The organism is Paeniglutamicibacter antarcticus (assembly GCF_039544305.1).
Classification (GTDB): Bacteria; Actinomycetota; Actinomycetes; order Actinomycetales; family Micrococcaceae; genus Paeniglutamicibacter; species Paeniglutamicibacter antarcticus_C.
On the sequence record NZ_BAABLK010000036.1, the window covers coordinates 22,698 to 48,293 of the forward strand.

A 25,596-nucleotide genomic window follows, 5' to 3' on the forward strand; every position below is an offset into this window, starting at 1 on the left:
GTGCCTATTGCAAGGTGGCCGAGAGCCTCGCCACGTTGTCGATCCACCGGCTGATCGGGGTGCGGGTGTCCCATTGCTCAAGGGTCAGTTCCGTGGCAACCGCCCGGTATGCGTCCTGCACCCTCATCAGTTCCTTGACCGGGGCTGCGCCCAGAAGCATCAAGGTGATTTCGAGGTTCAGCGAAAAGGACCGCATGTCCATGTTCGAGGAGCCCATCACCACGACGTCGTTGTCCACTGCCATGCATTTGGAATGCAGCACGGTGGGAGCGGGGTAGCGGTAGATGCGCACCCCTGCCCGCAACAGCATCTCGTAGTAGGACTGCTGGGCGTGCTGCACCAGAGCCTGGTCGCCCTTCTCGCAGACGAAAAGCTCCACAGCAACACCGCGCTGGGCGGCGGTGGTGATCGCGTAAAGCAGCGAGTCGTCGGGAACAAAATACGGGCTGGTGATCGAGAGCCGTTCGGTGGCCGAATAGATCAGCGTGTTGAACAAGCGAAGGTTGTTTTCCGATTCGAACCCCGGCCCGCTGGGCACCAGTTGGCCGATGCTTTCACCAGCGTCGGGCATCTCATGCATTGTTTCGGCCACGATCGCCAGGTCGTGGAGCAGGTCCTCGTCGCCTTCCTGGGACCAGTCCGTCGCGAAGACCACGTCGAAGCTGCCCACCAGCGGTCCACGGACCTTGACCATCAGCTCGACCCATTCACGTCCGATGGCGTGCGCGCTGGCCCGCTTGTACCCGGGCTCGATGAGGTTCTGGCTGCCGGTGAAGGCCACTTCCCCGTCCACCACCACGATCTTGCGGTGGTTGCGCAAATCCGGGCGCCGCCATCGGCGCTGGAAGGGCGCCAGCGGCAGCATCCGTCGCCATTTGATGCCCGCCGCGCTCATCCGCCTCACCAGCCCGAAGTACCCGCTGACGCGCAGCGAGCCCAGGTGGTCAAAGAGCACCCTGACCTTCACCCCGCGGGCCACCGCGCGTTCCATGGCCTCAAGAATGGGCCCGACGTATTGATCGTCCTCGCCGATGATGTAGAACTGCACATGCACGTAGCGACGGGCCCCGTCGATTTCCATGCGCATCTCATCGAGGAATTCCCGGTACCCGGTGATGAACTTGATTGAGTTTCCTGCCTGCAGGGGCAACGCCCCCAGCGTCCTGTTCAGCTCGACGGCCGAGAGCACCCATTCAGGGGCCTGCGGTGCCCACCGATCATCACTCATGTGCTGGGTGGATTCAAGGATCGAGTCGTTGACGCTGCGCTGGCGTTCGATCCGGCGCCGGGAAAGCTTGTTGTTTCCAAAGAGCAGGTAGATCACCAGACCCACCACGGGAATGAAGAAGATCGCCAGCAGCCATGCCATGGCCGTTGTCGGGCGGCGGTTGCCCGGCACGATCCCTACCATGACGATTCGGATGGTCAGCTCGATGCCCACGGCGACCGACCACAAGGCGGCGCCCATTGTCAGCGCATCGTTGCCCAAAGCCATGGAACCCTCCTTGCCAGTGACCGATTCGATGATTCATCCCAGACTACCGCCGAGTCGCGAAACACCGGAGATCCACGGGTGCGGCTGTAATCTTGTAGCCATGACTGCACTTGTGTTCCTTGACCCCGATTTTTCCGCCGGTCGCATCGCGGATGACACCGCGGCCCAGCTCTCGGTCCTTGACCAGGGGGTGACTCGAGGTGACGGGATCTTCGAGTCCGCGCTCTACACCCGCCAGGTGGTCCGCAAGCTGGACGCGCACCTGGCCCGCCTGCGTGTTTCGGCCCAAGTCTGCGACCTGCGGATCCCCGACGAAGGTGCTTGGCGTGCCGCCATCGAGACGGCCGTGGCCGAGTTCGATGCCGCCACGCCGTGTGCGGAGGCCGTCGTGAAGCTGGTGGCTACCCGCGGCTCCGATGAAACTGGGGTTGGAACCAGCTGGGTCATGGTCTCCCCCGCCCCTGAGCTGGGCCGGAAGCAGCGCGAGGCTGGGGTGTCGGTGCTCCTGTTGGACCGTGGCTACGACTCGACGGTCGCCGAGCGCGCACCGTGGCTGTTGATGGGCGCCAAAACCCTGTCCTACGCCGTGAACATGGCGGCCCTGCGCCATGCCCGGAAGCAGGGTGCCGAGGACGTCATCTTCATTTCCAGCGACGGAATCGTCTTGGAGGGCCCGACCTCCACCGTCTTGCTAGCGCACCGTGACGGGGACACCAAGCGGCTGATCACCCCCACGCTGGAAACCGGCATCCTCCCTGGTACCACCCAGGGAGCGATTTTTGCCGCCGCGAAGGAAGCAGGCTGGGAACTGGGCTACGGGCCGCTGGTGCCCGAACATCTCATGGATGCTGAGGGCGTCTGGCTGGTGTCCAGTGTCCGGCTGCTGACTCCGGTGAACTCCCTTGACGGGACCCCGATTGCCCGCGACGCGGAGCTGCATGAGGAACTGACAGCGATGGTCAACGCCATCGAGTAATCGTTCTCCCCCTGCGGGGAGAACCTGCCGAAAGGGGTTTCTTCGGTGCAAGAACTTTTCCAGCTGGTACCCGCCGCCTACGTGGTGTTTCGCCGCGGAAGCCAGGTGCTGCTGCAGTTGCGCCAAAACACCGGCTTCATGGACGGGCACTGGGCCTGCGCCGCGGCCGGGCACGTCGAGGCCGGGGAATCAGCGCTCGCCGCAGCGCTCCGCGAGGCATCCGAGGAAACCGGTCTCCAGGTGGACCCTCTGGACCTGTTGCCGCTGAGTACGCTGCACCGGAGCAGCGGCGGGCAGGGTGCCTTGGCCCAGCGCGTCGATTTCTTTTTCTCCGCCACCCGCTGGAAAGGAACGGCAAGGATCATGGAGCCGGGCAAGTGCGCGGCCATGGAATGGTTCGACCTGGCGGGACTGCCCGAACCCATACCGGAGCACGAACGCTACGTGCTGGAGAACCTTGCCGCGGGAACCCTGCCGGCGATTGCCTCTCTGGGCTTCGAGGACCGACCACTCCCTGGGCCTTAAACAACGAGGGTCCGGCCTTTCGGGATCCGTGGGATGCCAAGAGGTCGAACCCCGCCTAGGCCCGGGGCTTAGCCCCAGACCAGGTTCCAGGTGCCACACGCGATGGCCGCCCATGACGCGCCCAGCCCCAGAAGCAACCCGGTGGCCACGACCGCGGCATCCTTGATCCCGAAGACGGACTTGCGCAGCCAGGTCCGTTCGGTGGTCCCGAAGCCTTTGGCCTCCATGGTCACCGCAAGTCGCGACCCACGCCGGATGGCCTGGACCAACAAGGCAAAGACCTGCCCAAGGTTTGCCCGCAAGCGAGCTGGCGCGGAACCCCGGCTGCCCACGCCCCTGGCACGCCGGGCCATGCCCAGTGTCGTCCATTCCTCTATCAACAGGCCCAGCAGGCGCATTCCCGCCAAGGCACCCAGGACAAAGCGGTGCGGAAGCTTCGCCTTTTGGGCCAGGGAGTTAGCCAGGTCGGTGGGGTCGGTGGTGAACAGCAACAGCACCGCCGGTATCGCCACCGCGAAGGCCCGAAGGCCCGTTGCGGCGCCGGCGGCCAAGGACCCCTCAGTGATATCAAAAATCCCCAGGTCCACCAGCACCGCACCGGAGTCCCGGCCCACCAGCGTGGTTCCCCAGGCGGCGAAGAGCGCTGCCAACATCAGCGGCCACCCCCGGGCCAGGAAGCGCGGTATCGACATTCCCGCCAGCGGCAGGGCAAACAAGGTCGCCAGAACCACCAACCCACTGCTAAGCCAGTCCATTGAGGCGATCAACGGAAGGGTTGCCAGAACCACCGCGGCCAGTTTGGCCAGGGGATTCACGGAGCCCAGGAAGCTGGCAGCACCGTTGGCGTCCTCTTCCAGCAGCCCGGCACGTTTCTCGGGCCCCTTCTCGCTGTGTGCCGCAGCTTCCACCGTGAATTCGCGCGAGCCCAGAGCGCTGGCGAAATCGGCGTCGTGGGTCACCGCGATGATGGCGGTGCCTCGCTGGAGTTCCTCGCGCAGCAACAATGCCAGTTCGCGCCATGTATTGGCATCCTGGCCGAACGTCGGTTCATCAAGGATCAACACCTGTGGGCCCGAAGCCAGCACCGTGGCCACCGAGAGCCGCCGCTTTTCCCCTCCGGAAAGCGTGAAGGGGTTCGCGTCGGCCAAGTGGCCCAGCCGCAACCGAACCAGCAGCTCCTGGACCCGCTCCCGGATCTGTCCGTGGGTGAAAAGCGGTTCCCTGGTTCCGGGCTTGACCGCGTGGGTGGGCCCGAAGGCCAGTTCCTCGGCCACCGTGTTGGTGACGAATTGGTGCTCGGGTTCCTGGAACACCGAACCAATGCGAGCCACCAATTCGGTGGCGCGCCACCGGTAGGGGTCCGCTTCGGGCCCGGAGGCCAGCTCATCGGTGGCCAGCACGGTTCCGGCGGCCTTGGGCAGCAGCCCACCCAGGGTCAAGGCGAAGGTTGATTTCCCGGCGCCGTTGGCGCCGCGGATGCACCATGCCTCGCCCCCGCGCACCGCTATCTCCAGCCCGTTGGCCGCGACCCGGCCCCCACGCTTGCGGGCAACCTCCAGCTCGCGTGCTTCCAGAAGCACGGACCCCGCTGGGGCCCACTCGATCCGTGGCTCGAATTCCGGGGTGTAGCCCGGGACCCAGACCCCGGCCGCTATCAGGTCCTCACGGATCGGGCCCGGAGCAAAAAGCTGTCCGGGTGTTCCCTGGTGGGCAACCCCTCCACCGGGTTCAAGCACGATGACCCGGTCCATGTGATGGGACCAGGCCTCAAGCCGGTGCTCGACGATCAACAACGTGGCACCGGTGGCATCAAGCGCCCGGATCACCGCATCCCTGACCTCCAGGACGCCTTCGGGGTCAAGGTTCGCGGTCGGTTCATCCAGAAGCACCAACCCCGGGCCCATGGCCAGGATCCCTGCAAGCGCCAGCCGTTGCTTTTGTCCCCCCGAGAGAGCCGCGGTGGGATGGTCCAACGGGATATCGAGGCCTACGGACTGAAGTGCCGCGATGATCCGTTTCTGGATTTCTTCGGGCGGCACCGAAAGGTTTTCGGCGCCGAAGGCCACGTCGTCACCGACCCGTGCCTGGATAACCTGGGTTTCGGGGTCTTGTTGCATAAGCCCGACCAAGCCCCGGCAGTGACCCGCCGGGGTTCCGTTGAGCAGCAGTTCCCCTGATGAATAGGACTCGTCGTCCTCGGCCAAGACACCGGCCAGGGCGTAAAGCAGAGAGGATTTCCCGGCGCCCGAGGGACCGGCCAGCAGCACCCTCTCCCCGGCACGGATTTCCAGGTCCAGGCCCCACAGCGCGGGGTCGGCGCGTCCCGCGTGCCGCCACCCCCAGTCGCGGGCACTGACGCCGACGCCGATGGTCGTTGCTTCCTGCTCGTCGGTCCGGGCGAGCGGATCGTGCTCCTCGTGCAGCATTGATGCTGTAGACATATGTTTCCGCCCCTGCTTAACCGAAGACGGATTCGCTGGCGGCCTTGCGGCTGCCCAAGGCACTCAACGCCCCGGTATTTGCCAGTGCGCGGGTGGCCAGGAACGAGAGCAGCCCGGCAATAACGATGCCCGAGATGCTCATGCACACGACATAGACCACCAGCATGCTGTCGGTGTATTCGGGGAAGTACCGGAAGATGTAGGCGTCGTTGATGCCGCCGAAGAGCCCGGTGCCGGCACCGGCCAGCAGCGCGACGGGCAGGTTGAACTTGCGGTAGCGGAACGCTGCGAAGACGATTTCCGCCCCGGCGCCCTGTACCAGGCCCGCGGCCAGCACGGTCCAGCCGAATTCCGAGCCCATGAGCATCGACACCGCGGCGGCGACCATCTCGCAGAAGATCGCGGCACCGGGCTTGCGGATGATCAGTGCTCCGAGCACCGCGGGGAAGAGCCACATCCCGGAGACCAGGGACGTGGCCGGCGGGAAGGCCAGGAAGAGTCCGTCGAAGATGTGGTGGGTGCTGTTCCAGGCCCAGAAAATCACCCCCGAGCACACGGCGATGACCGCCGCAATGACAATGTCCACGACGCGCCAGCTGGTGGTTGCCGTTTGGTGCCCGAGGGGCTGTTTGATGATGTTCATGGTGTGGATCCTCCTTGGATTCAAGGAGGGGAGGGAATGCCCGTCATGCATTGCACCCCTGAGAACTCGACTTCCTTCGCCGGTACTAGCCGGAGCAGGTTCGAGGGTCTGCGGCTGTGCGCACTCTCAGCGTCTAGGTGCGGTTTTCACCGCACGACGCTCCCCTGTCGTGATTGTTTCAGTTCTTCGATGCTACCTCACGCTATGCTGGATCGAGTACCTTTGCCGCAACATTCGGGAGTCCCCATGAACAGCTTGATGAAACTACTCGGTCCGGTCATCTCCATCGCCGCGGGCTTCGTGGGTGGAAAGATCGTCGACAAGGCGTGGGTCGGTTTCACCGGCCAGCAGCCTCCCAAGCACGGCGACAAAGAAGCCCAAGCCGAAGCCTCGATGCGCCAAGCCATCGCCTTCGCGGTGATTTCGGCCGTTGTCGCAGCGCTGATCCAGGTGCTTGCCGACCGCGGCACGCAGAAGGCGGTCGCGAAGCTCCGCAAGTAGGGCTCGGTCCCGCTTTTTCCAAGAACGCCTCGGGTAACCAAAGCAACCGCTTTGGTTACCCGAGGCGTTTGTGACTAGTCCAGGAAATCGGAGCGGTCCCGCTCCCCGTCCTGCCCGTGTTCGCGTTCCTCGCGCTGCGCCGCTGCCTGGACGACGGCTGCAAGCTCATCAACGATGAGCGTCTCGCGCTTGAGGTGCCTTGTGCGGTATCCAGCACGCCCGACCATGTGCGCCGACACCGGCGCGGTGAGCAGCTGCAGCAACCACGCCAGGAGCAGCACCGGCAACACCACCCAGGACCGCAGTTCCAGGCCAAGGGCGGCCAACAGCAGGAACAGCCCCAGCACCTGCGGCTTGGTAGCCGCGTGCAGGCGCGAAAGCAGGTCGGGAAAGCGCAGCATCCCGATGCCGGCGGCAAGGGACATCAGGCACCCCACGACCATGAATGTCCCGGCCACGACGTCAATCACGGTATCGAGCATCAGGCGTTTCTCCGATCGGTGACGAAGCGCGAGACCGTCACCGACCCGACGAACCCGACAAGGCAGGCCAGCAGCACGAAGATGAGGTTGTCGGTGTGTTTGTTAACGGTCATCTCGATGCACAACGCCGCGGAGAGGATCAGCAGCAGCACATCGGTGGCGATCACCCGTTCAAGGATGGACGGGCCCTTGGCAAGCCTGATGATGGTCAGGGCCCCTGCGATCGACAGGGTGATGCCACAGACCCACAAGACGATGTTCATGATGCGCTTGCCCCTTCGTTGCTCTCACCGTTCTTCAGCGCGGCGAGGCCGGCGAGTTCCTTGGTGGTTCCCATCATGCGGATCAGCCTTTCCTCGATCTTCATCACTGCGGCCCTGGCCGCGTCGACGCCGGCCTGGTCGTTGACGTTGAGCACATGCAGGTACAAGGTTGAGGACCGCCGGTCCACCTCCACGACGTAGGAACCGGGCACCAACGTCAAGACGTGTCCCACGAAGGTGACCAGCAGGTCCGAATCAGTGCGCAGCGTCACGGCGATGATCGCGCTCTTGGTGCGCGGTCCACGGAACACCGCAAGGTACATGACCTCGAAGCTTGCCCACGTCACATCACGCAGGAACGCCCCGACGAACACCGCTGCGTGCCAGAAGTTGAAACGCCCGGAGAGGATCACCGGGGGCAGGCGGAAGACCCTGATTAGACCCAGCGAGAGCAGCAACCCGAAGATGAGGTTGCCGATTGCGAAGTCCTGCCACAGAGCTCCCCAGATGAGCATCATCCACACCAGCAGCGGGAGTTCCTGGCCCAAGGTGGTCCGCGGGCGCTTGGTCCCCTCATCGGAGACGTCGTGCAGGCGTTGGTCCCGGCTCATCGTCCCGGCCCCCCCGAGGTGCCCAGCACAGCTTCGATGTAGTTGTTCCGATCCAGCAATTGCCCGGCGACCTGGTCGCTGAACTCGAACAGCGGACCGGCGAACACCGTCAGAGCCACCCCCACCAGGACCAATGCTGCGGTCATCGCCAGCATGCCCGTCGGCAACAGTGCGGTATCCCCGCGGTCGCTGTAGCGGCTTGCCGGTTCTTGGGCAACGATGTCGTAGGTCGCCCCGCGGATTTCCCCGGCGCCCACCAGCAACAACGGATCGGGATCGGTGGCGTCCTCGGCCTTGCGCCAGAACGCCCTGTTCCAGACACGCGCCACCGCCAGCAGGGTCAGCAGCGAGGTCAGCAGCGAGACGCCAACCAGTACCCAGGCCAGCGGCGTACCTAGCTGGGCACCGCCTTGGATAAGCCCGAGCTTGCCCAGGAACCCGGAGAACGGCGGGATCCCGCCCAGGTTCATGGCCGGGATGAAGTAGAGCACCGAGAGCAGCGGGGAGAGCTTGGCCAGCGAGCCGAGCCGTTCGATGCTCGAGGTCCCCGCCCGGCGCTCAATGAGCCCGGCAACCAGGAACAGCGAGGTCTGCACCACGATGTGGTGGGCCACGTAGAACACGGTGGCCCCGAGGCCCAGCTGGTTGCCCACCGCCACCCCGAAGATCAGGAAGCCGATGTGGCTGGTCAGGGTGAAGGAAAGCATCCGCTTGAAGTCGGTCTGCGCCACCGCACCGAGTATCCCGATCAGCATGGTCAGCCCGGCCACCACCATCAGCGCGTTGGAGAGCTGGTTTCCGGGGAACAGCAGGGTTTCGGTGCGGATGATCGCATAGACACCGACCTTGGTCAGCAAGCCGGCGAACACCGCGGTCACCGGTGCCGGTGCGGTCGGGTAGGAATCCGGAAGCCAGAAGGNGGTCTGCCATGTTCACGGTGCCAGTCGCGGCGTAGATCATGCCGATGGCGATCAAGAACAGCATCGAGGATGCCACCGAGACCACCACGTAGGTGGTTCCGGCGCGGATCCGCGCCGTGGTCCCGCCCAGGGTCATCAGCACATAGGAGGCGGTCAGCAGGATCTCGAAGCCCACGTAGAGGTTGAACAGGTCCCCGGCCAAAAACGCGTTGGACACCCCGGCCACCAGGATCAGGTAGGCCGGGTGGAAGATCGAGACGGGTCCGCTTTCGTCCCCGTCGGCCATGCCCTGCCCGGTGGCATAGAGCAGCACCGCCAACGAGACGATGGAGGAAACCACCAACATGAAGGCGGAGAACCCGTCAACGACCATGGAAATGCCAAAGGGCGGGGCCCAACCGCCCAGGGTCACCGAGTAGGTCTCACCGCCCCAGACCTGGGCCAACATCCAGGTTTCCAGCGACAGGGTGATGACCAGGATCCCGATGGTCACCACGCGCTGGGAACGTCGGCGTCGGCGCAGGACGAAGGCCAGGGCCGCACCGAAGATCGGCAACGCCACGGCCAGGGGCGCAAACGAGACTGCGGTCAGGGGAGCATCGATCATGGCCGTTGTCCCTTCTGCCGGATCTCCCGCGGCGGTTTCGGATTCCACGCGTCCTTTTCCGCGTCGAACTCCGTGGTGTCCTCGGGAACTGGGGAATCTTCCTCGAAGTCGAACGGCGACTGCATCGAGACGCGGAGGTCCTCGTCGTCATCGGCCACCACGTCGGCCCGGGAGATCACCCAGGAGCGGTAGATCAGCGCCAGCATGAAGGCGGTCACCGCGAAGGTGATCACGATGGCCGTGAGGATCAAGGCCTGCGGCAGAGGGTCTGAGTAGGCCTTCGCCGCGAGCCCCTCCTGGTAGAGCGGCGCTTGGCCGCGGCGCCCCCCGGCGGTAAGGATCAGCAGGTTCACCCCGTTGCCCAGCAGCACGATACCCAGCAGCACCCGGGTCAGCGAGCGCTCGAGCAAAAGGTAGATGCCCACGGCGAAAAGCACGCCCATCACAATGAGCAAGGTGATATTAGTGCTCAACGTCCCACTCCCGTCTCGGCGTCCGAGGCCACGTCATGGGCATCGGTGGGGCTGCGGCCCTCGGATCGGTCATCGATCTCCGAGCCCAGGGAGCGCAGCACGTCGATGACCAGGCCCACCACCACCAGATAGACCCCGATGTCAAAGATCGTGGAGGTGACAAACTTTTGTTCCCCGAAGAGCGGCCAATTGAATTCGATCACCGCGGAGGTGAACATCTGGGCCCCAAAGGCCAGGGGTGCCGCTGCACTGAGTGCCGCGAGCCCCAACCCGGTTCCCAGCAGGGTTCCCGGGCTCACCGGGGTCGCCTCGGCCAATTCCACGCGTCCGCCTGCAAGGTAGCGGATGGTCAGTGCCAATCCTGCCAGAAGCCCGCCGGCGAAACCGCCTCCGGGGGTGTTGTGCCCGGTCAGCAGCAGGTAAAGGGAGGCCAGCAGGATGCTGTGGAACAGCAGCCGGGTGACCACTTCGAAGGTGATGGAGCGCCGTTCCGGGGCCAGGGTGTTTCCCGCGACGAGCCAGGACTCGCGCTTGGAGATCGCGAAGCTCCGGGCCACGGCCAAACCGACGCGGCTTTGCCCGGAGGTGCCGATGGCCTCGGAGCCGTGGTCGACCGATCCGGCCGGCACGCTCGAGGCGCGCAGGCGCTTGTCCCCGCGCCCCAACACGAAGATCAGCGACGCGACGCCGGTGGCGGCGGCCGCCAGCACGGTGATCTCGCCAAAGGTGTCCCAGGCGCGCATGTCCACCAGAGTCACGTTGACGATGTTCTTTCCTGCGCCGCCGGTGTACGCAAGTTCGGGGTAGGCCAGCGAGACCGGTTCGGCGACCCGCGAGGCCATCGAGGTCGCGGCGATGTAGACCATCGAGGCCCCGAACCCGATGCCGATGATCGCGCGGCCGATCCGGTGGCCGGTGGGGTTCTTGGCCCACAGTTCCACCGGCAGGGCACGCAGGGCAAGCACGAAGGCGACAAGCACGATGGTTTCGACAAGGAGCTGGGTCACGGCAAGGTCCGGGGCGCCTTGCAGGGCGAAGATCCCGGCCATGCCGTACCCGCTGACAGAAACCATCAGCACGGCCAGGAACCGCCTGTTGGCCTGGAGGGCCCCGAGTGCGCCGAGGATCATGATCAGCCCGATCACCACCTGGGCGGGGGTGTCAAAGACGATGAAGTTTCCCGGGTCCGGGGTGTCCAGCCAGATCGCCGCCGTGGCGGGCAGGACCAACGCCACGGAGAGGATCACCACGAGATAGAACGAGAGGGAACCGCGCTGGGTGCTGCCGGTGAGCCAAATCGCCAGGTTGTCCAAGCCCGTGACCACGCGCTTGTACTCGCGTTCGGAATCCAGCACGGCGGGGATCCTGGACTGCGCGGCAAAGACCTTCTTGCGGCCCAGGAACACCGCTGAGCCCAGTGCCATGGTCAACACGCTCAGCCCCAATGCCGGGGTCAGCCCGTGCCACAGCCCCAGGTGGATGGGTTCTCCGGCGGCAACGAACAAGTCGAGGTAGGGGGCGATGGCTCCCTCCAGCACCTGCGGGATCCAGGCGAACACCACCGTGGCCCCGGTGAGAACCACCAGCGGGGCCAGGAACAGGACCGGGACGCGGGGGAACGCGGTGGGTTCCATGCCCTTCTTGGAAGCGAAGCCGCCCCAAAGGAAGCGCGCCGAATAGGCGAAGGTCATCACCGCTCCCAGGAGCACGCCGACAAGGAGCAGCACCCCGATGGCGCCATTACCGTTGGCGTGTTCCAGCAGCGCCTCATAGACCGCTTCCTTGGCAACGAACCCGTACAGCGGCGGCAGTCCCGCCATGGAAGCGGCCGCAATGGCGGCGACGATGAACAGGTACGGCGAGGACTTGTAGAGTCCCGAGAGCTGGCGCAGGTCGCGGGTTCCGGATTTGTGGTCGATGATGCCCACCACCAGGAAGAGCGTTGCCTTGAAGAACCCGTGGGCCAGCATCATGGCCAGGCCAGCAAGGGCGGCATTGGGGCTGCCCATGCCCAGGATCAGGATCAGGAAACCCAATTGGGAGACGGTGCCGTAGGCAAGGAGAAGCTTCAGGTCGTGTTGCTTCAGCGCATGCCAGCCGCCAACGAGCAAGGTGGTCAGGCCGAGTACCAGCAGCATGGGTTGCCAGAAGCTTGTCCCGTTGAATCCCGGGGCCAGGCGTGCCACCAGGTAGATGCCGGCCTTGACCATGGCCGCGGCATGCAGGTATGCCGAGACGGGAGTCGGTGCGGCCATGGCGCCGGGAAGCCAGAAGTGGAAGGGAACCAGTGCCGATTTGGAAATGGCCCCGATGAGCATCAGGGCGATTGCCACATCGGTGAAGGTTCCAAGCGCACTCAGCTCCGGGGCCTTGGCAAGGATCTCGGAGATCCGGTAGGTTCCGGCGGCGGTGCCAAGCATCACCAATCCGGCCAGCATCGTCAATCCGCCGAAGGTGGTGACTATCAAGGCGGTCAGGGCGGCACGCCGGGCGCTCATCCTGGTGCGGTTGTACCCGATCAGCAGGTACGAAAGGATCGTTGTCAGCTCCCAGAAGATGAAGAGCATGATCATGTCGTCGGCCGTCACCAGTCCGAACATCGACGCGGCGAAGGCCAGCAGCTGGGCTCCGAAGGCACCGGTGTGCGGGTCATCGTTCTTGAAGTAGCGCGCACAGTAAAACAGTACGAGTGCCCCGACGCCCAACACCAACAGGCACAGCACCGCGGAGAGGGCGTCCATCCTGAAATCCAGATGCGCGTCCAGCGGGCCGATCCAGGTGTAGAGCTCCGAAGGCGGAGCGTTGGGCTGGCCACTGGCCGCCGACTGGCCTGCATGGGTGAACCTGGGGAAATTGGCCAGCAACCAGACGAAGGCAGCTGCGGGAACCGCACCCAGGACGTAGAACGTCGAACGGCCCAGAACCCTAAAAATGAGTGGTGCAATCCCCGCGACGGCAAAGAGCGCAATCAGGACAAACAGCACTCATTTCTCCAATGATCGGCAGGGGGCGTCGAGGTATCAAAACAGTCAAAACGCAGCCCCCAGTCTAACATCCAAGGCTTGCCAGCTCGCGTTTTGACGCGGAATCCAGGAAGGGAAACTTCACGGAACGAAAAGTGTTTCTGCATCGTTAAAGAGACACTTCGCAAAGTACATTTATTCGGCTCGAAAAAAGAAAATCTTCGGCTGACCCCCGTTGCCCGGTGCGGGGCGCTACGCTACTTGCCATGAGCGAGTTACCTGCGGCACCCTCGGCGCCGGTGAAGCGGCAGAGAATTATCACCAAAACCGTCTTGGCTTGGGCTTCCTGGGATTGGGGAGCTGCCGCCATCAACGCGGTGATGACCACTTTCGTCTTCACCGTCTATTTGACCAGCGACCTGTTTGGAGACAAGGACGCCAACTCGGTCGTGCTGGGCAACGGCCTGGCAATTGCAGGCCTGGCCATCGCCTTGCTGGCACCGGTCACTGGCCTGCGCTCTGATGCCGGCGGAAGGCGCCGTTTCTGGCTCGGGGTCAACACCGTGATCGTGGCGCTTCTCACCGGCGCCTGTTTCTTCGTCTTCCCCGAACCGCGTTTCCTCATCCTCGGGGTGACGTTGATTGCCGCTGCTTCGGTCTTCTCGGAGTTCGCCACGGTGAACTACAACGCCATGCTCCCGCAGATCTCCACTCCCAAGACCATCGGCAAGGTTTCCGGATTTGGCTGGGGCATGGGCTATATCGGTGGAATCGCGGCCCTAGCGATCGTGCTCTTCACCTTGGTCACCCCGATCTTCCCCTGGGCCGGCGCCTCCGAAACCGACTCGCTGAACCTGCGCCTGGTCGCGTTGTTCTCCGCGGTGTGGTTCATGGGGTTCGGGCTGCCGTGCTCTTCGCGGTCCCCGAGATCCCCGGGACCGAAGGTGGCCCCCGCTTCACGATCCTTCAGTCCTATAAGGAACTGTGGCGTCGGGTCGTGGCCCTGGCACGCGCGGACCGGCACACCGTCTACTTCCTTTTTGCCAGCGCTGTCTTCCGTGACGGCTTGGCCGCGGTGTTCACCTTCGGCGGGATCATTGCTGCCGGGACCTTCGGCTTCCCGCTGACCCAGGTCATCATCTTCGCCATCGCGGGCAACGTCGTTGCGGCCGCCGGTGCAATGCTCGGGGGATGGCTCGATGACCGGATCGGCCCCAAGCGAGTCATCGTCGGTTCGCTTCTGGGATTGCTCATTGCCGGTTCCGGGGTGTTCCTGTCCCCGGACGCCTCCGGCTTCTGGGTGTTCGGATTGATGTTGTGCCTCTTCGTGGGTCCCGCCCAGTCCTCCAGCCGCGCTTTCCTTGCACGGTTGGCCCCCGCCGGGCAGGAAGGCGAACTGTTCGGGCTCTACGCCACCACGGGCCGTGCAGTCAGCTTCCTGGCTCCCGCGCTCTTTGCCGCGTCCATTGCGCTGGCGGCCCCGCACGTGGCCCAGGCACAGCGCTACGGGATCCTGGGCATCCTGGTGGTCCTGCTCCTGGGACTACTGCTGCTGCTGCCCGTCCGGTCCCCGCACCCGGCCAAGTAACCGTTTGGTGAGTCGCTTCGTGACTTTGCCCCCGCCGGGATGGTTGCATGAGAGCATGAGCGCACAAAAACCTGTAACAGTGACCGTGACCGGTGCCGGCGGACAGATCGGCTATGCACTGCTGTTCCGCATCGCCTCCGGAGCCATGCTGGGCCCGCAGACTCCCGTACGGCTCAGGCTGCTGGAAATCCCCGCCGGGTTGAAATCCGCCGAGGGCAGCGCCCTGGAACTGCAGGACTGCGCATTTCCCGCGCTCGAGTCCGTGGAAGTGACCGATGATCCGGCACGTGGATTCGACGGGGCCAATGTCGCCTTGCTGGTCGGTGCCCGGCCACGGGGACCGGGCATGGAGCGCTCCGACCTGCTCAAAGCCAACGGCGCGATCTTCGGACCACAGGGCGCCGCCATCAACGCCCATGCCGCCGAGGACGTGAAGGTCTTGGTGGTGGGCAACCCCGCGAACACCAACGCGTTGATCGCCTCGGCCCATGCGCCGGATGTCCCTCCGGAGCGCTTCAACGCCATGACGCGCCTGGACCACAACCGCGCCCTGGCCCAGCTGGCCCAGGTGCTCGATGTCCCGGTGGCCTCGATCAGCAATGTCACCATCTGGGGAAACCACTCGGCCACCCAGGTTCCGGATATCTCCCACGGCATCCTCACCGGGCCAGACGGAACCCAGGGCTCGCTTGTCGGAGCCCTGGCCAAGGCGATTGGCAGTGCCCAGGACATGGCGCAATGGTTCGCCACGACCTTCATCCCCCGGGTGGCCCAACGCGGGGCGGAGATCATCGAGGTCCGGGGCTCCTCATCGGCCGCCTCTGCCGCGGCCGCGGCCATCGACCACGTCCACGACTGGGTGTTGGGAACCGGTAGTTCATGGACCTCGGCCGCCGTGGTCTCCGATGGATCCTACGGTGTTCCGCGGGGACTGGTCAGCTCCTTCCCCGTCACCTCCCAGCAGGGATCCTGGCATATCGAGCAGCAGCTGGAAATGGGCGCCGATGTCCGGGAACGCCTGGAGGTCTCGGTCAACGAACTTGTTGAGGAACGCGAGATGGTCAGGTCCCTCGGACTCATCTAGTCAGGGATCCCCCAAGACAAGGAAGTGTTCGTGAAGCAAACCGAACTGTTGGCAATCCCCGGGATCGATGTGGTGGTCCGTGAGGCCAAGGCCCCGGACCTGCCGGTGCTCTTGGCACTGCTGGCCGCTGACCCCTTGGGCGCCGTGCGTGAGTCGCCCTCCGACACGGATATGGGCCATTATCGCATGGCGTTCGAAGCGATCGAACGGGACCCCGCGCACCGCCTGCTGGTGTGCGAACATGCGGGAAGGGTCATTGCCATGCTGCAGCTCTCCTTCATCCCGGGGCTTTCGCGCCGCGGCTCCCTGCGGGCCCAGATCGAGGCGGTACGGATCAAAACGGGCTACAGGGGACAAGGGGTAGGCAGCGGTTTCGTTTCCTGGGCCATCGAAAATGCGCGAGCCAACGGTTGCTCGTTGGTCCAGCTGACCACGACAAAACGCGCGCCGAGGCCCACCGCTTCTACGCGGCGTTGGGTTTCGAGGCCAGCCACGAGGGCATGAAATTGCTTCTTTAGTCCAATGCGGAAAACCGCACGGGCGGCTTGGCCGGTTGCCTAGTTTTCCAGGACGGTCCTGTGGAAATTCAAGTGGCTGCGCGAAGCGGTGGGGCCGCGTTGGCCCTGGTATCGGTTTCCATAGGGTCCGGACCCGTACGGGTGCTCGGCCGGGGAGGTGAGCCTGAAGAAGCACAGCTGCCCGATCTTCGATCCCGGCCACAGCTTGATGGGCAAGGTCGCCATGTTGGACAGTTCCAAGGTCACGTGTCCGGAGAATCCCGGGTCGATGAACCCGGCGGTGGAGTGGGTCAGCAGGCCAAGGCGCCCCAGCGAGCTCTTTCCCTCGAGCCGGGCGGCAACGTCGGTGGGCAAGGTGACCGCCTCATAGGTCGAACCAAGCACGAACTCACCGGGATGCAAGATGAAAGGCTCGTCCGGATCGACTTCCACCAGGCGGGTCAGCTCGGGCTGGTCCGCGGCCGGGTCGATGTGGGCGTACTTGTGGTTGTCGAAAAGCCGGAAAAACCGGTCCAACCTCACGTCCACACTCGCCGGCTGGATCATCCCCGGGTCGTAGGGGTCCACCTTAATACGGTTGGAGGCCAGCTCGCGTCGAATATCACCATCAGAAATCAGCACAACACCAAAATATCCCATTCCCCCCGGGAGCACGGCATCGGTGACCTTGGAGTCTGACCGATGCGCCCCGTCCCCGAATGCGGCCAGGCACAGGATCCAGGCCCGCGAGAGCGGAACCACCGCCCCAGCGGCTATCCTGAAGGGGATCCATCCTTGGCTTCCATCCCGAAGGGACATCGTGTCTTTGTTTCGTGCCGGCATTCCCGCACTGCTCCTGTGCGCCAGCTTGGCCTTCGCTGCGCCGCTGGCAGCCCAGGCCACCCCGGTAGCGCCGGCAACGGCCAAGGTGCATGCCGAGAAGGCTCCGAAACCTCCGACCAAGGATGAACTGACCGAAGACCAGGCCTCCTTCCTGGCCCTTGTCAGCCGAGAACACCCGTTGGACCCGGCGAACTACAAGCCCAAGGACCTACGCGATGTGGCCAATAGCGGGCACGAGCTGCGCAAGGACGCCTCCGCCGCGCTGGAATCCTTGCTCAGTGCAGCACGCAAGGATTCGAAATCGCTGGTCTTGCTCAGTGCCTACCGCTCCTACGAACGCCAAGTTTCCCTGTTCAACGGATACAAGGCACGTTACGGAACCGACTACGCCACGCGGATCTCGGCAGCCCCGGGAACCAGCGAGCACCAGCTCGGGCTGGCAGCGGACATCGGCCTTTCCACCGGACAATGCAACCTCAAGGAATGCTTCGGCGATACCGCCGGCGGCATGTGGCTCGCGTCGAACGCAGCCGATTTCGGCTTCATCATCCGTTACCCCTCCGACGGCGAAAAGATCACCGGCTACAAGTACGAACCGTGGCACCTGCGTTACATCGGGACGGACCATGCCAAGGCCATGGCCAAGTCAAAGGCCGGCACCTTCGAGGCCTACCAGGCAACCCTGCTCAAGGCGGCCAAGACCCCGAAAGCCCCAAAGGCCAAGCCCAAGCCGCCCACCGACGCCCAGGTCAAGGAGCAGCGCGAGTCGCTGCTGGTCCTGCGGTTCCTGCCGCCCTACCGCGACTGGTCGACCGGCTACGACTTCGGTCGCTAGGCTCCACCCCCCGGGACCGGGCGGCCCGCACGTAACCGCCCCCCCCGGAAGCAAAGCTTCGCGGGCACGCTTCCCAGCTGCCCCCATGCAGGGAAGAACGCCGCACTTCCTGTATCCGGGTGCCGCTTTTACTCGGTGGATCCGGCCAACGGCGTTAGTGTTTAGGCATGCCTAAAAACGTTCCCGACCGTCCACCGACGGCTGGGGAAACCGCGAACCAGAGCACCAATCTGCCTCCGGCCCGCCGCCTGCTCTGGTTCCTGGGCCCCGCACTGGTCGCCGGGGTCGCCTACCTGGACCCGGGCAACGTCGCTGCCAACATGAGCGCCGGGGCCCAATATGGCTACTTGCTCGTATGGGTGGTGGTCAGCGGCAACGTCATGGCGTGGCTCGTGCAATACCTCTCGGCCAAGCTGGGTGTTGTCACCGGCCGGTCGCTGCCCGAGTTGATGCGTGAGCGCTTTGGCACCCGGGGCGGACGGATCGCCTACTGGATCCAGGCCGAAGCGGTCGCCATGGCCACAGATATCGCCGAGGTCATCGGCGGAGCGGTGGCCCTCTATCTGCTCTTCGGCCTGCCGCTGCTCGTCGGCGGGCTGATCACCGGGGTCATCTCCATGGGCCTGCTGCTCGTGCAGTCACGCCACGGGCCCTGGGTCTTTGAGCGCATCGTCATCGGGTTGTTGCTGGTCATCGCCGTCGGGTTCTGCGCCGGCGTGGTCATTGCCCCGCCCGAAGTCTCCGGGGTGGCCGGCGGCCTTGTCCCGAGGTTCGCCGACACCAACTCGGTGTTGCTCGCCGTCTCGATCCTGGGCGCCACCATCATGCCGCACGCCATCTACGCGCACTCGTCCCTGGCACGTGACCGCTTTGGCACGACCCCGAAGCTGCAGTCGATCCCCCGGCTCTTGAAGGCCACCCGATGGGACGTGTCCCTGGCCATGTTGATCGCCGGGTCGGTCAACGTGGCAATGCTGCTGCTGGCCGCGGTGAACCTGGCCGGGGTGCAGGGCACCGAATCACTCGAGGGTGCCCATGCGGCGCTCGAGGCGGCGCTGGGTCCGGTCATCGCCACGCTATTCGCCGTCGGCCTGCTGGCTTCCGGCCTGGCCTCCACCGCCGTGGGCGCCTACGCAGGCGCCGAGATCATGGCGGGGTTGCTGCACCGTCGCATCTCGTTGCTGGCCCGGCGAGTGATCACCCTGGCCCCGGCACTGGCCCTGCTGGCCACGGGCGTGGATCCAACCTTCGCGCTGATCCTGAGCCAGGTTGCCCTCTCGTTCGGGATCCCGTTTGCGCTGGTTCCGCTGGTGAATCTGACGGCAAGGAAATCGGTGATGGGCAACCACGCCAACCGCTGGTTCACCACCGGTGCCGGAATCCTGGTCTCGGTGCTGTTGATCGCACTGAACGTGCTGCTGGTTGTCCTGACCCTGAACGGCTGAATCTCCCGGGGACTGCGTTAACGCACCAGGGGGGCGGGTTGAATACCCGTCCCCCTGGTGCGTTGGACCCGGAAGGGTCCCGCCGTGCCGTGCTATTTGGCGCGGACCGGAATGCCGGTGAAGGTCGGCTTGGATGTCTCGGCAAAGAAGTCGTTGCCCTTGTTGTCCACGACGATGAACGCCGGAAAGTCCTCGACCTCGATCTTCCAGATCGCTTCCATGCCCAGCTCCTCGTACTCCAGGACCTCGACTTTCTTGATGCATTCCAGTGCCAAACGTGCCGCGGGACCGCCGATTGAGCCAAGGTAGAACCCGCCGTGGGAGCTGCAGGCGTCGGTGACGGACCTGGACCGGTTGCCCTTGGCCAGCATCACCATGGATCCGCCGGCGGCCTGGAACTGGTCGACGTATGAGTCCATGCGCCCAGCCGTCGTGGGGCCGAAGGAGCCCGAGGCCATGCCCGCCGGCGTCTTGGCCGGTCCGGCGTAGTACACCGGGTGGTCCTTGAGGTACTGGGGCATCTCTTCGCCGGCGTCCAAGCGGTCCTTGATCTTGGCATGTGCGATGTCGCGGGCCACCACCAGCGGACCGGTCAGCGACAGGCGGCTCTTCACCGGGTGCTTGTCCAGCTCCGCCAGGATCTCGCTCATCGGTTTGTTCAAATCGATCTTCACCACCGAGGAACCCCCGGTGCCGGTGACTCCCTCGGTCTCGTCGTCGTGCGCGGCGATCGCCGGGTGCGATGCCTCGGGCATGAAACGTGCCGGGTCGGTTTCCAGCTGCTCCACGAACACGCCCTCGGCGGTGATCTTGGCCAGCATCTGGCGGTCGGCCGAGCAGGAAACGGCGATGGCAACCGGCAGCGAGGCACCGTGGCGCGGCAGACGCACCACGCGCACATCGTGGCAGAAGTACTTGCCTCCGAACTGGGCGCCAATGCCGAAGTTACGGGTCAGCTCAAGGACCTTCTCCTCCAGGTCCATGTCGCGGAACCCCCGGCCGGTCATCGCACCGGTGGTGGGCAGGTTGTCGAGGTACTTAGCCGAACCGTACTTGGCGGTCTTCAGCGCGAACTCCGCGCTGGTGCCGCCCACGACGATGGAGAGGTGGTAAGGAGGGCAGGCCGCTGTGCCCAACGAGCGCAGCTTCTCGTCAAGGAAGCGCAGCATCGAGTTTTCGTTCAGGATGGCCTTGGTCTCTTGGTACAGGAAGGACTTGTTGGCCGAGCCGCCGCCCTTGGCCATGAACAGGAACTTGTACTGGTTCTCATGTCCCGGCTCGGTGTCGGCATACAGTTCGATCTGGGCCGGCAGGTTGTTGCCCGTGGACTTTTCTTCCCACGTGGTCAGCGGTGCCAGCTGCGAGTAACGCAGGTTAAGCGTCGTATAAGCGTCGTAGATCCCCTTGGAGAGGTCCTTTTCGTCGGGTCCCTGGGTCAGCACCTGCGATCCGCGCTTGCCCATCACGATTGCCGTCCCCGTGTCTTGGCACATGGGCAGGACGCCGCCGGCGGCGATGTTGGCGTTCTTCAAAAGGTCAAGTGCCACGAACTTGTCGTTCGCGCTGGCTTCGGCGTCATCGAGGATGTTGCGCAGCTGCTGCAGGTGCGCCGGGCGCAGGTAGTGGGAGATGTCGTGCAGCGCCGTGCTGGCCAGCATCCGAAGCGCCTCGGGGTCCACTTCGAGGTATGTCCGCCCGCCCGGGCCTTCCACCGTCCGTACGCCTTGCGTGGAAATCTGGCGGTAGGTGGTCTCGTCCGCCCCGATGGGCAGAAGGTCTTCATACTGGAATTCGGGCATCAGGCTTCCTTGCAACAGAAACAATTTTGTCCCCCCACTCTAGAACGCTTGGTTGTTCAACCAGACATCGGGTTGCGCACCCGGGTGCATTGTCGACATGCTTGGTGGCATGAGTGAAGACAACGAGCAGGCCAAGCCCAGCACCGGCGCCGAAGACATCGAGTCGGCACGGCGCGCCGAATCGACGACCACCTCCAACGACCCGGCCACCCATTTCGAGACGATGATCCGCGCCGCGCAGAACGATCCGGCCCTCAACGGCCAAGTCATCGGCACGTTCATGAACTCCGAGGTGTTTTTCCTGAGCCGCGAGAAAGTCACCGGCGAAACCAGTAACGCCCAGCCAATGCTGCTGCAGAACGCAGCCGGCGAACCGGTCATCGCCTTGTTCACGCACGTGGCACGCATCCCGGGCGCCTACATCGATGTCGCCCCGTACGGCGTGCAGGTCCTTGGCGGCACCGTGGTCCGTTCGCTTCTCGACACCGGACTGGTGATCAACCCCGGCCACGAGCTGTGCTTCGAGATCGACGCCGCCGGGGTCAAGACCATCCGCGAAGAATTCAACCTCGACGGAACCCTGAAGCGCCCGTCAAACTAGGCCGCCGCGGCTTCCGCCGGCCCCCGTGTTTGACGCGCTGCGTTTTTACCGGCGGCTCAGTCTAGAGTGGGAGCATGAATTTTGAAGATACGTCGCTGCCCGGCCTCGGCGTCCGACGCGAAATAACCCTCGCTTCAGGTCGTCGGGTGGGCGTGGTGATCCTGCGTGACGGAACCATGCAGCTGATCATTTCCCAGCGCGAAGACCCTGATGCCTGTGCCGCCGCCATTCCGTTGAGCGTCGAGGAAGCCGGTGCCATTGGCGCCATGCTCGGAGCACCCCAGTTGGTCACGCAGCTCTCCGATGAACACCGGGACCTGCCCGGTGTCAACACGCAGCAATTCGTACTGAGCCACGAAAGCCCCTATGTGGGCCAAACCCTGGGCGACACCCGGCTGCGCACACGCACCGGCGTCTCGGTTGTCGCGGTCTCGCGCAGCGGCAACGTCTTTCCGTCCCCCATCCCGGGCTTCGAGCTCAATGCCGGGGACGTACTGATCATCGTCGGAACTTCTGCAGGCTTGGACAACGCAGCGCACCTGATCAACGACGGATAAAGGCAGGTGCACGGGAAATGGACGGCAACGCGCTGATTCTTGTTGAGCTTGGCGCCGTCTTCTTGGGGCTTGGATTGTTGGGGCGCCTAGCTGCCAAGGTCGGTATGTCCCCGGTCCCGCTGTACCTGCTGGGTGGCCTTCTCTTTGGTGCCGGCGGGGTGGTCAACCTGGCCGGCATCACGGAGTTCGGGGAGATCGCCAGCGAAATCGGCGTCATCTTGCTGCTGCTGATGCTGGGCCTTGAATACACCGCACGCGAACTTGTCACGGGCCTGAAGGGCTCTTGGTTCGCCGGGGTGGTGGACCTTGTGCTGAATTTCACCCCGGGCGCGGGCCTAGCATTGATCATGGGTTGGGGGTTTTCCGGGGCGCTCGTCCTGGGCGGGGTCACCTATGTCTCCTCTTCCGGCATCATTGCCAAGGTGCTCTCGGACCTGGGCCGGCTTGGCAACAGGGAAACCCCCGTGGTGCTCTCGATCCTGGTGCTCGAGGACCTGGCCATGGCGATCTACCTTCCGGTGCTCACCGCGACCCTCTCCGGGCTGAGCTTCATGGGCGGACTGCGGACCGTGGGGATCGCCATGGCAGCCATCACGCTGGTGCTGTTGGCAGCGCTGCGCTTCGGGCCACAGATCTCCCGGCTGATCCACTCCTCGGACCGGGAGAACTTCCTGCTCAAGCTCATTGGCGCTGCCTTGCTGGTCGCGGGCCTTGCCTCGGCCCTGCAGGTTTCCGCCGCTGTGGGGGCCTTCATGCTTGGCATCGCGATATCCGGGTCCACCGCCCACTCGGCGACCAAGGTCCTGGAACCCCTGAGGGACCTCTTCGCCGCCATGTTCTTTGTGGTTTTCGGGCTAAACACCGACCCCACCACGATTCCGGCCGTGCTGCCGATGGCCATCTTGCTGGCCGTGGTCACCTCCCTAACCAAGGTCGCCACCGGAGTGTGGGCCGCCAAGCGGGTCGGCATCGGGATCCGCGGACGCGTCAGGGCCGGGGTGGCGTTGATTGCCCGCGGTGAATTCTCCATTGTCATTGCGGGGCTTGCCGTCGCTTCCGGGGCGATCACCGGTGAGCTTGCCGCCCTGTCAACCGCCTATGTGCTGCTGCTTGCGGTCCTGGGACCCGTCGCGGCCCGCCTGGCCGAACCCATCGCCAAGCCCTTCCTCCCCAAGCCCTCACAGAGCCCCGACACCGCTTTTTGACGTCCACTGAATCGCCGATTAGGTTATGGCACCCCACTTTGGGATATGCTGTTTTTGCCCGGACGGCCAATAGGCTTTCCGGAGCACTGCGGGCGTAGCTCAATGGTAGAGCGCCAGCTTCCCAAGCTGGACACGCGGGTTCGATTCCCGTCGCCCGCTCGAAAACGATGTGGGACCCGGCCGGTGGCCGGGTCCCACATCGTTAAGCCGGTATTCAGCCCAACGCCCCGGAGGGCGGGAAGAGATCCCAGGAAACTCATGAGCGGTGTACTCTCAGGTTTTGCGGTGGTCTGGACGGTCATCGCCGTGGGCTACCTCGTCGGTAAAACCGGTGTCCTGGGAGACCAGGCACGCTACGTGCTCAACCGTCTCACCTTCTTTGTCGCCAGCCCCGCACTGCTCTTCACCACCCTGGCCGATTCGGATCCGACCGCGGTGCTTGGACCGTTTTTGGGTATCGCGGCCTTCTCCTCCTTGGCCACCGCAATCGTCTTTGTGTTGCTGACCCGCTGGTGGCTGCGCCGGGACCTGACCGAAACCACCATCGGGGCCATGAGCGCCTCCACGGTGAACTCGGCGAACCTGGGACTGCCCATTGCCCTGTACGTGCTGGGGGATATCGGCCACGCGGCCCCGGTGATCCTGTGGCAGCTGGCCCTCTACTCCCCCGTGTGCCTGGCGATCCTTGATTCGAGCACCTCAAGGAACCGCACCACCGCCTTTTCCATGCTGGTGCAGACGATGAAAAACCCCATGATCGTCGGCTCGTTGGCCGGGCTGGTGTGCGCGCTGTTCAACGTCACGCTTCCCCAACCACTGGCCGACCCGATCGAGCTGATCGCCGGGGCATCGATCCCTGCCATGCTCATCGCCTTCGGCATTTCCCTGGTGGGTTCCAAGCCGCTGGAGGCTTCTTCGGGGCGCAGTGCCGACACCCTGGTGGCGACGGGGATGAAACTGGTGTTCCAGCCGGTGGTCGCCTGGGTGTTGGCGGTATGGGTGTTTGGGCTCGACAGCGATGCGGTGTTCGCCTCGGTGATCATGGCAGCACTGCCTACGGCACAGAACATCTTCGTCACCGCGTCCCGCTACGAGCGCGGCATCGTCCTGGCCAAGGACACCGTCTTGCTCACCACCGTCGTCGCCGTACCTGCGATGATGGCGATTCCCCTGTTGCTCGCCTGAGATGCACCAACATCCAGGGTTTCTTGGACCGGCATGACCACGAAGCATCGACGCAGTTCGGAACACAGGGAATATGCGCTCCGTGCTGCCTGTTAGTGTCACAGATAGCTTCCTCCGTGCCGATCGTTATGCCTTGCCCACTTTCCCCAGGAAATGGCCGCCCGGCAAACAGTGCACGACCATGAACGAAAGGACCGTTTCGATGAAACGCCAAATCACTGCCTTGGCGACCATTGCGCTTCTGGCACTGGCACTGGCCGGCTGTGGCAGCCCGACCGAATCTTCCGGTTCCTCGATGGCCGAGGGCACGGCCACGGGCGTTACGCTCGCCCAGGTCAAGGAATCGGGTGTGTTGAAGGTCGGCACCGAAGGGACGTACAAGCCGTTTTCCTTCCATGAGGGTGGTACCGGCGCGCTGACCGGCTTCGACGTCGAGGTCGTCACCGCCGCGGCCGGGAAGCTGGGTGTGGAACCACAATTCGAGGAAACCCAGTGGGATGCAATATTTGCCGGGCTCGAATCCGGTCGCTTTGATGTGGTAGCCAACCAGGTTTCAACCACCCCGGAACGCAAGGCCAAGTATGAATTCTCCACGCCCTACACCGTGAGCACCGGGGTCATCGTGACCAAGTCGGACAATAATGAGATCTCTTCCTTTGCCGACCTCAAGGGCAAGACCACCGCCCAGTCGCTGACCAGCAACTGGTACCGGCTTGCCAAGGACTCCGGAGCTGAGGTGGAAGCCATCGAGGGCTGGGCCCAGGCTATTACACTGCTGAAGCAAGGCCGCGTGGACGCCACCGTGAACGACAAGCTGACCTACCTGGATTCACAAAAGACCAAGCAGGACGACGGCATCAAGATCGCCGCCGAGACCACCGAGCAATCGTTCAGCGCCTTGGCCTTTCGTGAGGGAAGCGAGGACCTGGTCACCGCGGTGGACGGGGCCTTGGATGAGCTCTCAGCCGATGGAAGCCTGGCCAGGATCTCCGATAAGTATTTCGGGGCCGACGTCACCAAGTAGTATCGGGCAGCATCGCGGGCAGCGCTTCAGCGG

General features: G+C 64.3%; 22 protein-coding genes, 1 tRNA gene, 2 pseudogenes and 1 riboswitch. Of the genes and pseudogenes, 14 read left to right on the plus strand and 11 right to left on the minus strand.

From position 1 onward, the window contains the following. Positions 1-4: 4 nt before the first annotated feature. Positions 5-1,495: a cardiolipin synthase gene (cls, locus tag ABEA12_RS13720; RefSeq protein ID WP_210099886.1), complete on the minus strand. Its 1,491-nt coding sequence runs from the start codon at positions 1,493-1,495 to the stop codon at positions 5-7. Positions 1,496-1,595: 100 nt separating this feature from the next. Between cls and ABEA12_RS13725 the strand changes: the two genes are divergently transcribed. Next, positions 1,596-2,471, plus strand: a complete 876-nt coding sequence (locus ABEA12_RS13725; protein WP_210099885.1) for an aminodeoxychorismate lyase — start codon at positions 1,596-1,598, stop codon at positions 2,469-2,471. A gap of 45 nt (positions 2,472-2,516) precedes the next feature. Then, positions 2,517-2,996 (plus strand): NUDIX hydrolase, encoded by a 480-nt coding sequence (locus ABEA12_RS13730; protein WP_210099884.1) that lies wholly within the window; start codon positions 2,517-2,519, stop codon positions 2,994-2,996. Between the two features lie 68 nt (positions 2,997-3,064). On the opposite strand, the gene ABEA12_RS13735 is transcribed toward ABEA12_RS13730, so the two are convergent. Then, positions 3,065-5,437: an ATP-binding cassette domain-containing protein gene (locus tag ABEA12_RS13735; RefSeq protein WP_345468648.1), complete on the minus strand. Its 2,373-nt coding sequence runs from the start codon at positions 5,435-5,437 to the stop codon at positions 3,065-3,067. A gap of 16 nt (positions 5,438-5,453) precedes the next feature. Further along, positions 5,454-6,080: an ECF transporter S component gene (locus tag ABEA12_RS13740; protein WP_210099883.1), complete on the minus strand. Its 627-nt coding sequence runs from the start codon at positions 6,078-6,080 to the stop codon at positions 5,454-5,456. Positions 6,081-6,134: 54 nt separating this feature from the next. Beyond that, positions 6,135-6,256, minus strand: a riboswitch (TPP riboswitch). Positions 6,257-6,326: 70 nt separating this feature from the next. Between ABEA12_RS13740 and ABEA12_RS13745 the strand changes: the two genes are divergently transcribed. Beyond that, positions 6,327-6,581 carry a DUF4235 domain-containing protein gene (locus ABEA12_RS13745; protein WP_210099882.1) on the plus strand — a complete coding sequence of 85 codons (255 nt, stop codon included), beginning with the start codon at positions 6,327-6,329 and terminating at the stop codon, positions 6,579-6,581. 74 nt (positions 6,582-6,655) lie between these two features. Here ABEA12_RS13745 and mnhG read toward each other — a convergent pair whose 3' ends face one another. The 6 genes and pseudogenes from mnhG to ABEA12_RS13775 form a co-directional block, all read right to left on the minus strand. Continuing rightward, the gene (mnhG, locus tag ABEA12_RS13750) at positions 6,656-7,063 is read right to left on the minus strand and encodes a monovalent cation/H(+) antiporter subunit G (protein ID WP_210099881.1); all 408 of its coding nucleotides are present in this window, start codon (positions 7,061-7,063) and stop codon (positions 6,656-6,658) included. After that, positions 7,063-7,326 (minus strand): MrpF/PhaF family protein, encoded by a 264-nt coding sequence (locus ABEA12_RS13755; RefSeq protein ID WP_210099880.1) that lies wholly within the window; start codon positions 7,324-7,326, stop codon positions 7,063-7,065. The genes mnhG and ABEA12_RS13755 overlap by 1 nt, the downstream gene beginning before the upstream one ends. Next, entirely contained in the window at positions 7,323-7,937 is a 615-nt protein-coding gene (locus ABEA12_RS13760) for a Na+/H+ antiporter subunit E (RefSeq protein ID WP_210099879.1), read from the minus strand. Before ABEA12_RS13760 ends, ABEA12_RS13755 begins: the two co-directional genes overlap by 4 nt. Further along, a pseudogene (locus ABEA12_RS13765) lies at positions 7,934-9,449 on the minus strand (monovalent cation/H+ antiporter subunit D). Before ABEA12_RS13765 ends, ABEA12_RS13760 begins: the two are co-directional and overlap by 4 nt. Positions 9,450-9,460: 11 nt before the next feature. Then, positions 9,461-9,937 carry a Na(+)/H(+) antiporter subunit C gene (locus ABEA12_RS13770; protein WP_210099878.1) on the minus strand — a complete coding sequence of 159 codons (477 nt, stop codon included), beginning with the start codon at positions 9,935-9,937 and terminating at the stop codon, positions 9,461-9,463. After that, positions 9,934-12,921 carry a Na+/H+ antiporter subunit A gene (locus ABEA12_RS13775; protein WP_210099877.1) on the minus strand — a complete coding sequence of 996 codons (2,988 nt, stop codon included), beginning with the start codon at positions 12,919-12,921 and terminating at the stop codon, positions 9,934-9,936. The genes ABEA12_RS13770 and ABEA12_RS13775 overlap by 4 nt, the downstream gene beginning before the upstream one ends. A 245-nt stretch (positions 12,922-13,166) precedes the next feature. Between ABEA12_RS13775 and ABEA12_RS13780 the strand changes: the two are divergent. From ABEA12_RS13780 to ABEA12_RS13790, 3 genes and pseudogenes are all read left to right on the plus strand, one after another. Continuing rightward, positions 13,167-14,488: pseudogene (locus tag ABEA12_RS13780) on the plus strand (MFS transporter). A 55-nt stretch (positions 14,489-14,543) separates the two neighbouring features. Then, a complete protein-coding gene (locus ABEA12_RS13785) occupies positions 14,544-15,572 on the plus strand; it encodes a malate dehydrogenase (RefSeq protein WP_210099876.1) in 1,029 nt (342 codons plus the stop codon). Between the two features lie 30 nt (positions 15,573-15,602). Beyond that, positions 15,603-16,076, plus strand: a complete 474-nt coding sequence (locus tag ABEA12_RS13790) for a GNAT family N-acetyltransferase (RefSeq protein ID WP_345468652.1) — start codon at positions 15,603-15,605, stop codon at positions 16,074-16,076. 53 nt (positions 16,077-16,129) lie between these two features. Here the strand turns inward: ABEA12_RS13790 and dcd are convergent, their stop codons facing one another. Beyond that, positions 16,130-16,711 carry a dCTP deaminase gene (gene dcd / locus ABEA12_RS13795; protein WP_210102454.1) on the minus strand — a complete coding sequence of 194 codons (582 nt, stop codon included), beginning with the start codon at positions 16,709-16,711 and terminating at the stop codon, positions 16,130-16,132. Between the two features lie 178 nt (positions 16,712-16,889). Here dcd and ABEA12_RS13800 point away from each other — a divergent pair, with 178 nt between their 5' ends. Together ABEA12_RS13800 and ABEA12_RS13805 are read left to right on the plus strand one after the other, a co-directional pair. Next, complete coding sequence (locus tag ABEA12_RS13800) at positions 16,890-17,747, plus strand: M15 family metallopeptidase (RefSeq protein WP_210099875.1); 858 nt, start codon at positions 16,890-16,892, stop codon at positions 17,745-17,747. 167 nt (positions 17,748-17,914) lie between these two features. After that, positions 17,915-19,192: an Nramp family divalent metal transporter gene (locus ABEA12_RS13805; RefSeq protein WP_210099874.1), complete on the plus strand. Its 1,278-nt coding sequence runs from the start codon at positions 17,915-17,917 to the stop codon at positions 19,190-19,192. A gap of 92 nt (positions 19,193-19,284) precedes the next feature. Here the strand turns inward: ABEA12_RS13805 and ABEA12_RS13810 are convergent, their stop codons facing one another. Then, positions 19,285-20,991: a fumarate hydratase gene (locus ABEA12_RS13810; protein ID WP_210099873.1), complete on the minus strand. Its 1,707-nt coding sequence runs from the start codon at positions 20,989-20,991 to the stop codon at positions 19,285-19,287. A gap of 109 nt (positions 20,992-21,100) precedes the next feature. Here ABEA12_RS13810 and ABEA12_RS13815 point away from each other — a divergent pair, with 109 nt between their 5' ends. The 6 genes from ABEA12_RS13815 (at position 21,101) to ABEA12_RS13840 (ending at position 25,563) form a co-directional block, all read left to right on the plus strand. Continuing rightward, complete coding sequence (locus ABEA12_RS13815) at positions 21,101-21,592, plus strand: SseB family protein (protein WP_210099872.1); 492 nt, start codon at positions 21,101-21,103, stop codon at positions 21,590-21,592. A 74-nt stretch (positions 21,593-21,666) separates the two neighbouring features. Further along, complete coding sequence (locus tag ABEA12_RS13820; protein WP_210099871.1) at positions 21,667-22,149, plus strand: cation:proton antiporter regulatory subunit; 483 nt, start codon at positions 21,667-21,669, stop codon at positions 22,147-22,149. A 17-nt stretch (positions 22,150-22,166) separates the two neighbouring features. Next, positions 22,167-23,354: a cation:proton antiporter gene (locus ABEA12_RS13825; protein ID WP_210099870.1), complete on the plus strand. Its 1,188-nt coding sequence runs from the start codon at positions 22,167-22,169 to the stop codon at positions 23,352-23,354. Between the two features lie 88 nt (positions 23,355-23,442). Further along, positions 23,443-23,513 (plus strand) — tRNA-Gly (locus ABEA12_RS13830). 99 nt (positions 23,514-23,612) lie between these two features. Next, positions 23,613-24,539 carry an AEC family transporter gene (locus tag ABEA12_RS13835; RefSeq protein ID WP_210099869.1) on the plus strand — a complete coding sequence of 309 codons (927 nt, stop codon included), beginning with the start codon at positions 23,613-23,615 and terminating at the stop codon, positions 24,537-24,539. 202 nt (positions 24,540-24,741) lie between these two features. Beyond that, positions 24,742-25,563 carry an amino acid ABC transporter substrate-binding protein gene (locus ABEA12_RS13840; RefSeq protein WP_210099868.1) on the plus strand — a complete coding sequence of 274 codons (822 nt, stop codon included), beginning with the start codon at positions 24,742-24,744 and terminating at the stop codon, positions 25,561-25,563. Positions 25,564-25,596 lie beyond the last annotated feature (33 nt).

Excerpts from the sequence above, each read along its gene's own strand:
- ABEA12_RS13840 (WP_210099868.1), top strand. The coding sequence starts at position 24,742 with ATGAAACGCCAAATCACTGCCTTGGCGACCATTGCGCTTCTGGCACTG.
- ABEA12_RS13820 (WP_210099871.1), top strand. The coding sequence starts at position 21,667 with ATGAATTTTGAAGATACGTCGCTGCCCGGCCTCGGCGTCCGACGCGAA.
- mnhG (WP_210099881.1), bottom strand. The coding sequence starts at position 7,063 with ATGCTCGATACCGTGATTGACGTCGTGGCCGGGACATTCATGGTCGTG.
- ABEA12_RS13835 (WP_210099869.1), top strand. The coding sequence starts at position 23,613 with ATGAGCGGTGTACTCTCAGGTTTTGCGGTGGTCTGGACGGTCATCGCC.
- ABEA12_RS13755 (WP_210099880.1), bottom strand. The coding sequence starts at position 7,326 with ATGAACATCGTCTTGTGGGTCTGTGGCATCACCCTGTCGATCGCAGGG.
- ABEA12_RS13815 (WP_210099872.1), top strand. The coding sequence starts at position 21,101 with ATGAGTGAAGACAACGAGCAGGCCAAGCCCAGCACCGGCGCCGAAGAC.
- ABEA12_RS13725 (WP_210099885.1), top strand. The coding sequence starts at position 1,596 with ATGACTGCACTTGTGTTCCTTGACCCCGATTTTTCCGCCGGTCGCATC.
- ABEA12_RS13805 (WP_210099874.1), top strand. The coding sequence starts at position 17,915 with ATGCCTAAAAACGTTCCCGACCGTCCACCGACGGCTGGGGAAACCGCG.
- cls (WP_210099886.1), bottom strand. The coding sequence starts at position 1,495 with ATGGCTTTGGGCAACGATGCGCTGACAATGGGCGCCGCCTTGTGGTCG.
- ABEA12_RS13825 (WP_210099870.1), top strand. The coding sequence starts at position 22,167 with ATGGACGGCAACGCGCTGATTCTTGTTGAGCTTGGCGCCGTCTTCTTG.
- ABEA12_RS13810 (WP_210099873.1), bottom strand. The coding sequence starts at position 20,991 with ATGCCCGAATTCCAGTATGAAGACCTTCTGCCCATCGGGGCGGACGAG.
- ABEA12_RS13735 (WP_345468648.1), bottom strand. The coding sequence starts at position 5,437 with ATGTCTACAGCATCAATGCTGCACGAGGAGCACGATCCGCTCGCCCGG.
- ABEA12_RS13740 (WP_210099883.1), bottom strand. The coding sequence starts at position 6,080 with ATGAACATCATCAAACAGCCCCTCGGGCACCAAACGGCAACCACCAGC.
- ABEA12_RS13760 (WP_210099879.1), bottom strand. The coding sequence starts at position 7,937 with ATGAGCCGGGACCAACGCCTGCACGACGTCTCCGATGAGGGGACCAAG.
- ABEA12_RS13785 (WP_210099876.1), top strand. The coding sequence starts at position 14,544 with ATGAGCGCACAAAAACCTGTAACAGTGACCGTGACCGGTGCCGGCGGA.
- ABEA12_RS13745 (WP_210099882.1), top strand. The coding sequence starts at position 6,327 with ATGAACAGCTTGATGAAACTACTCGGTCCGGTCATCTCCATCGCCGCG.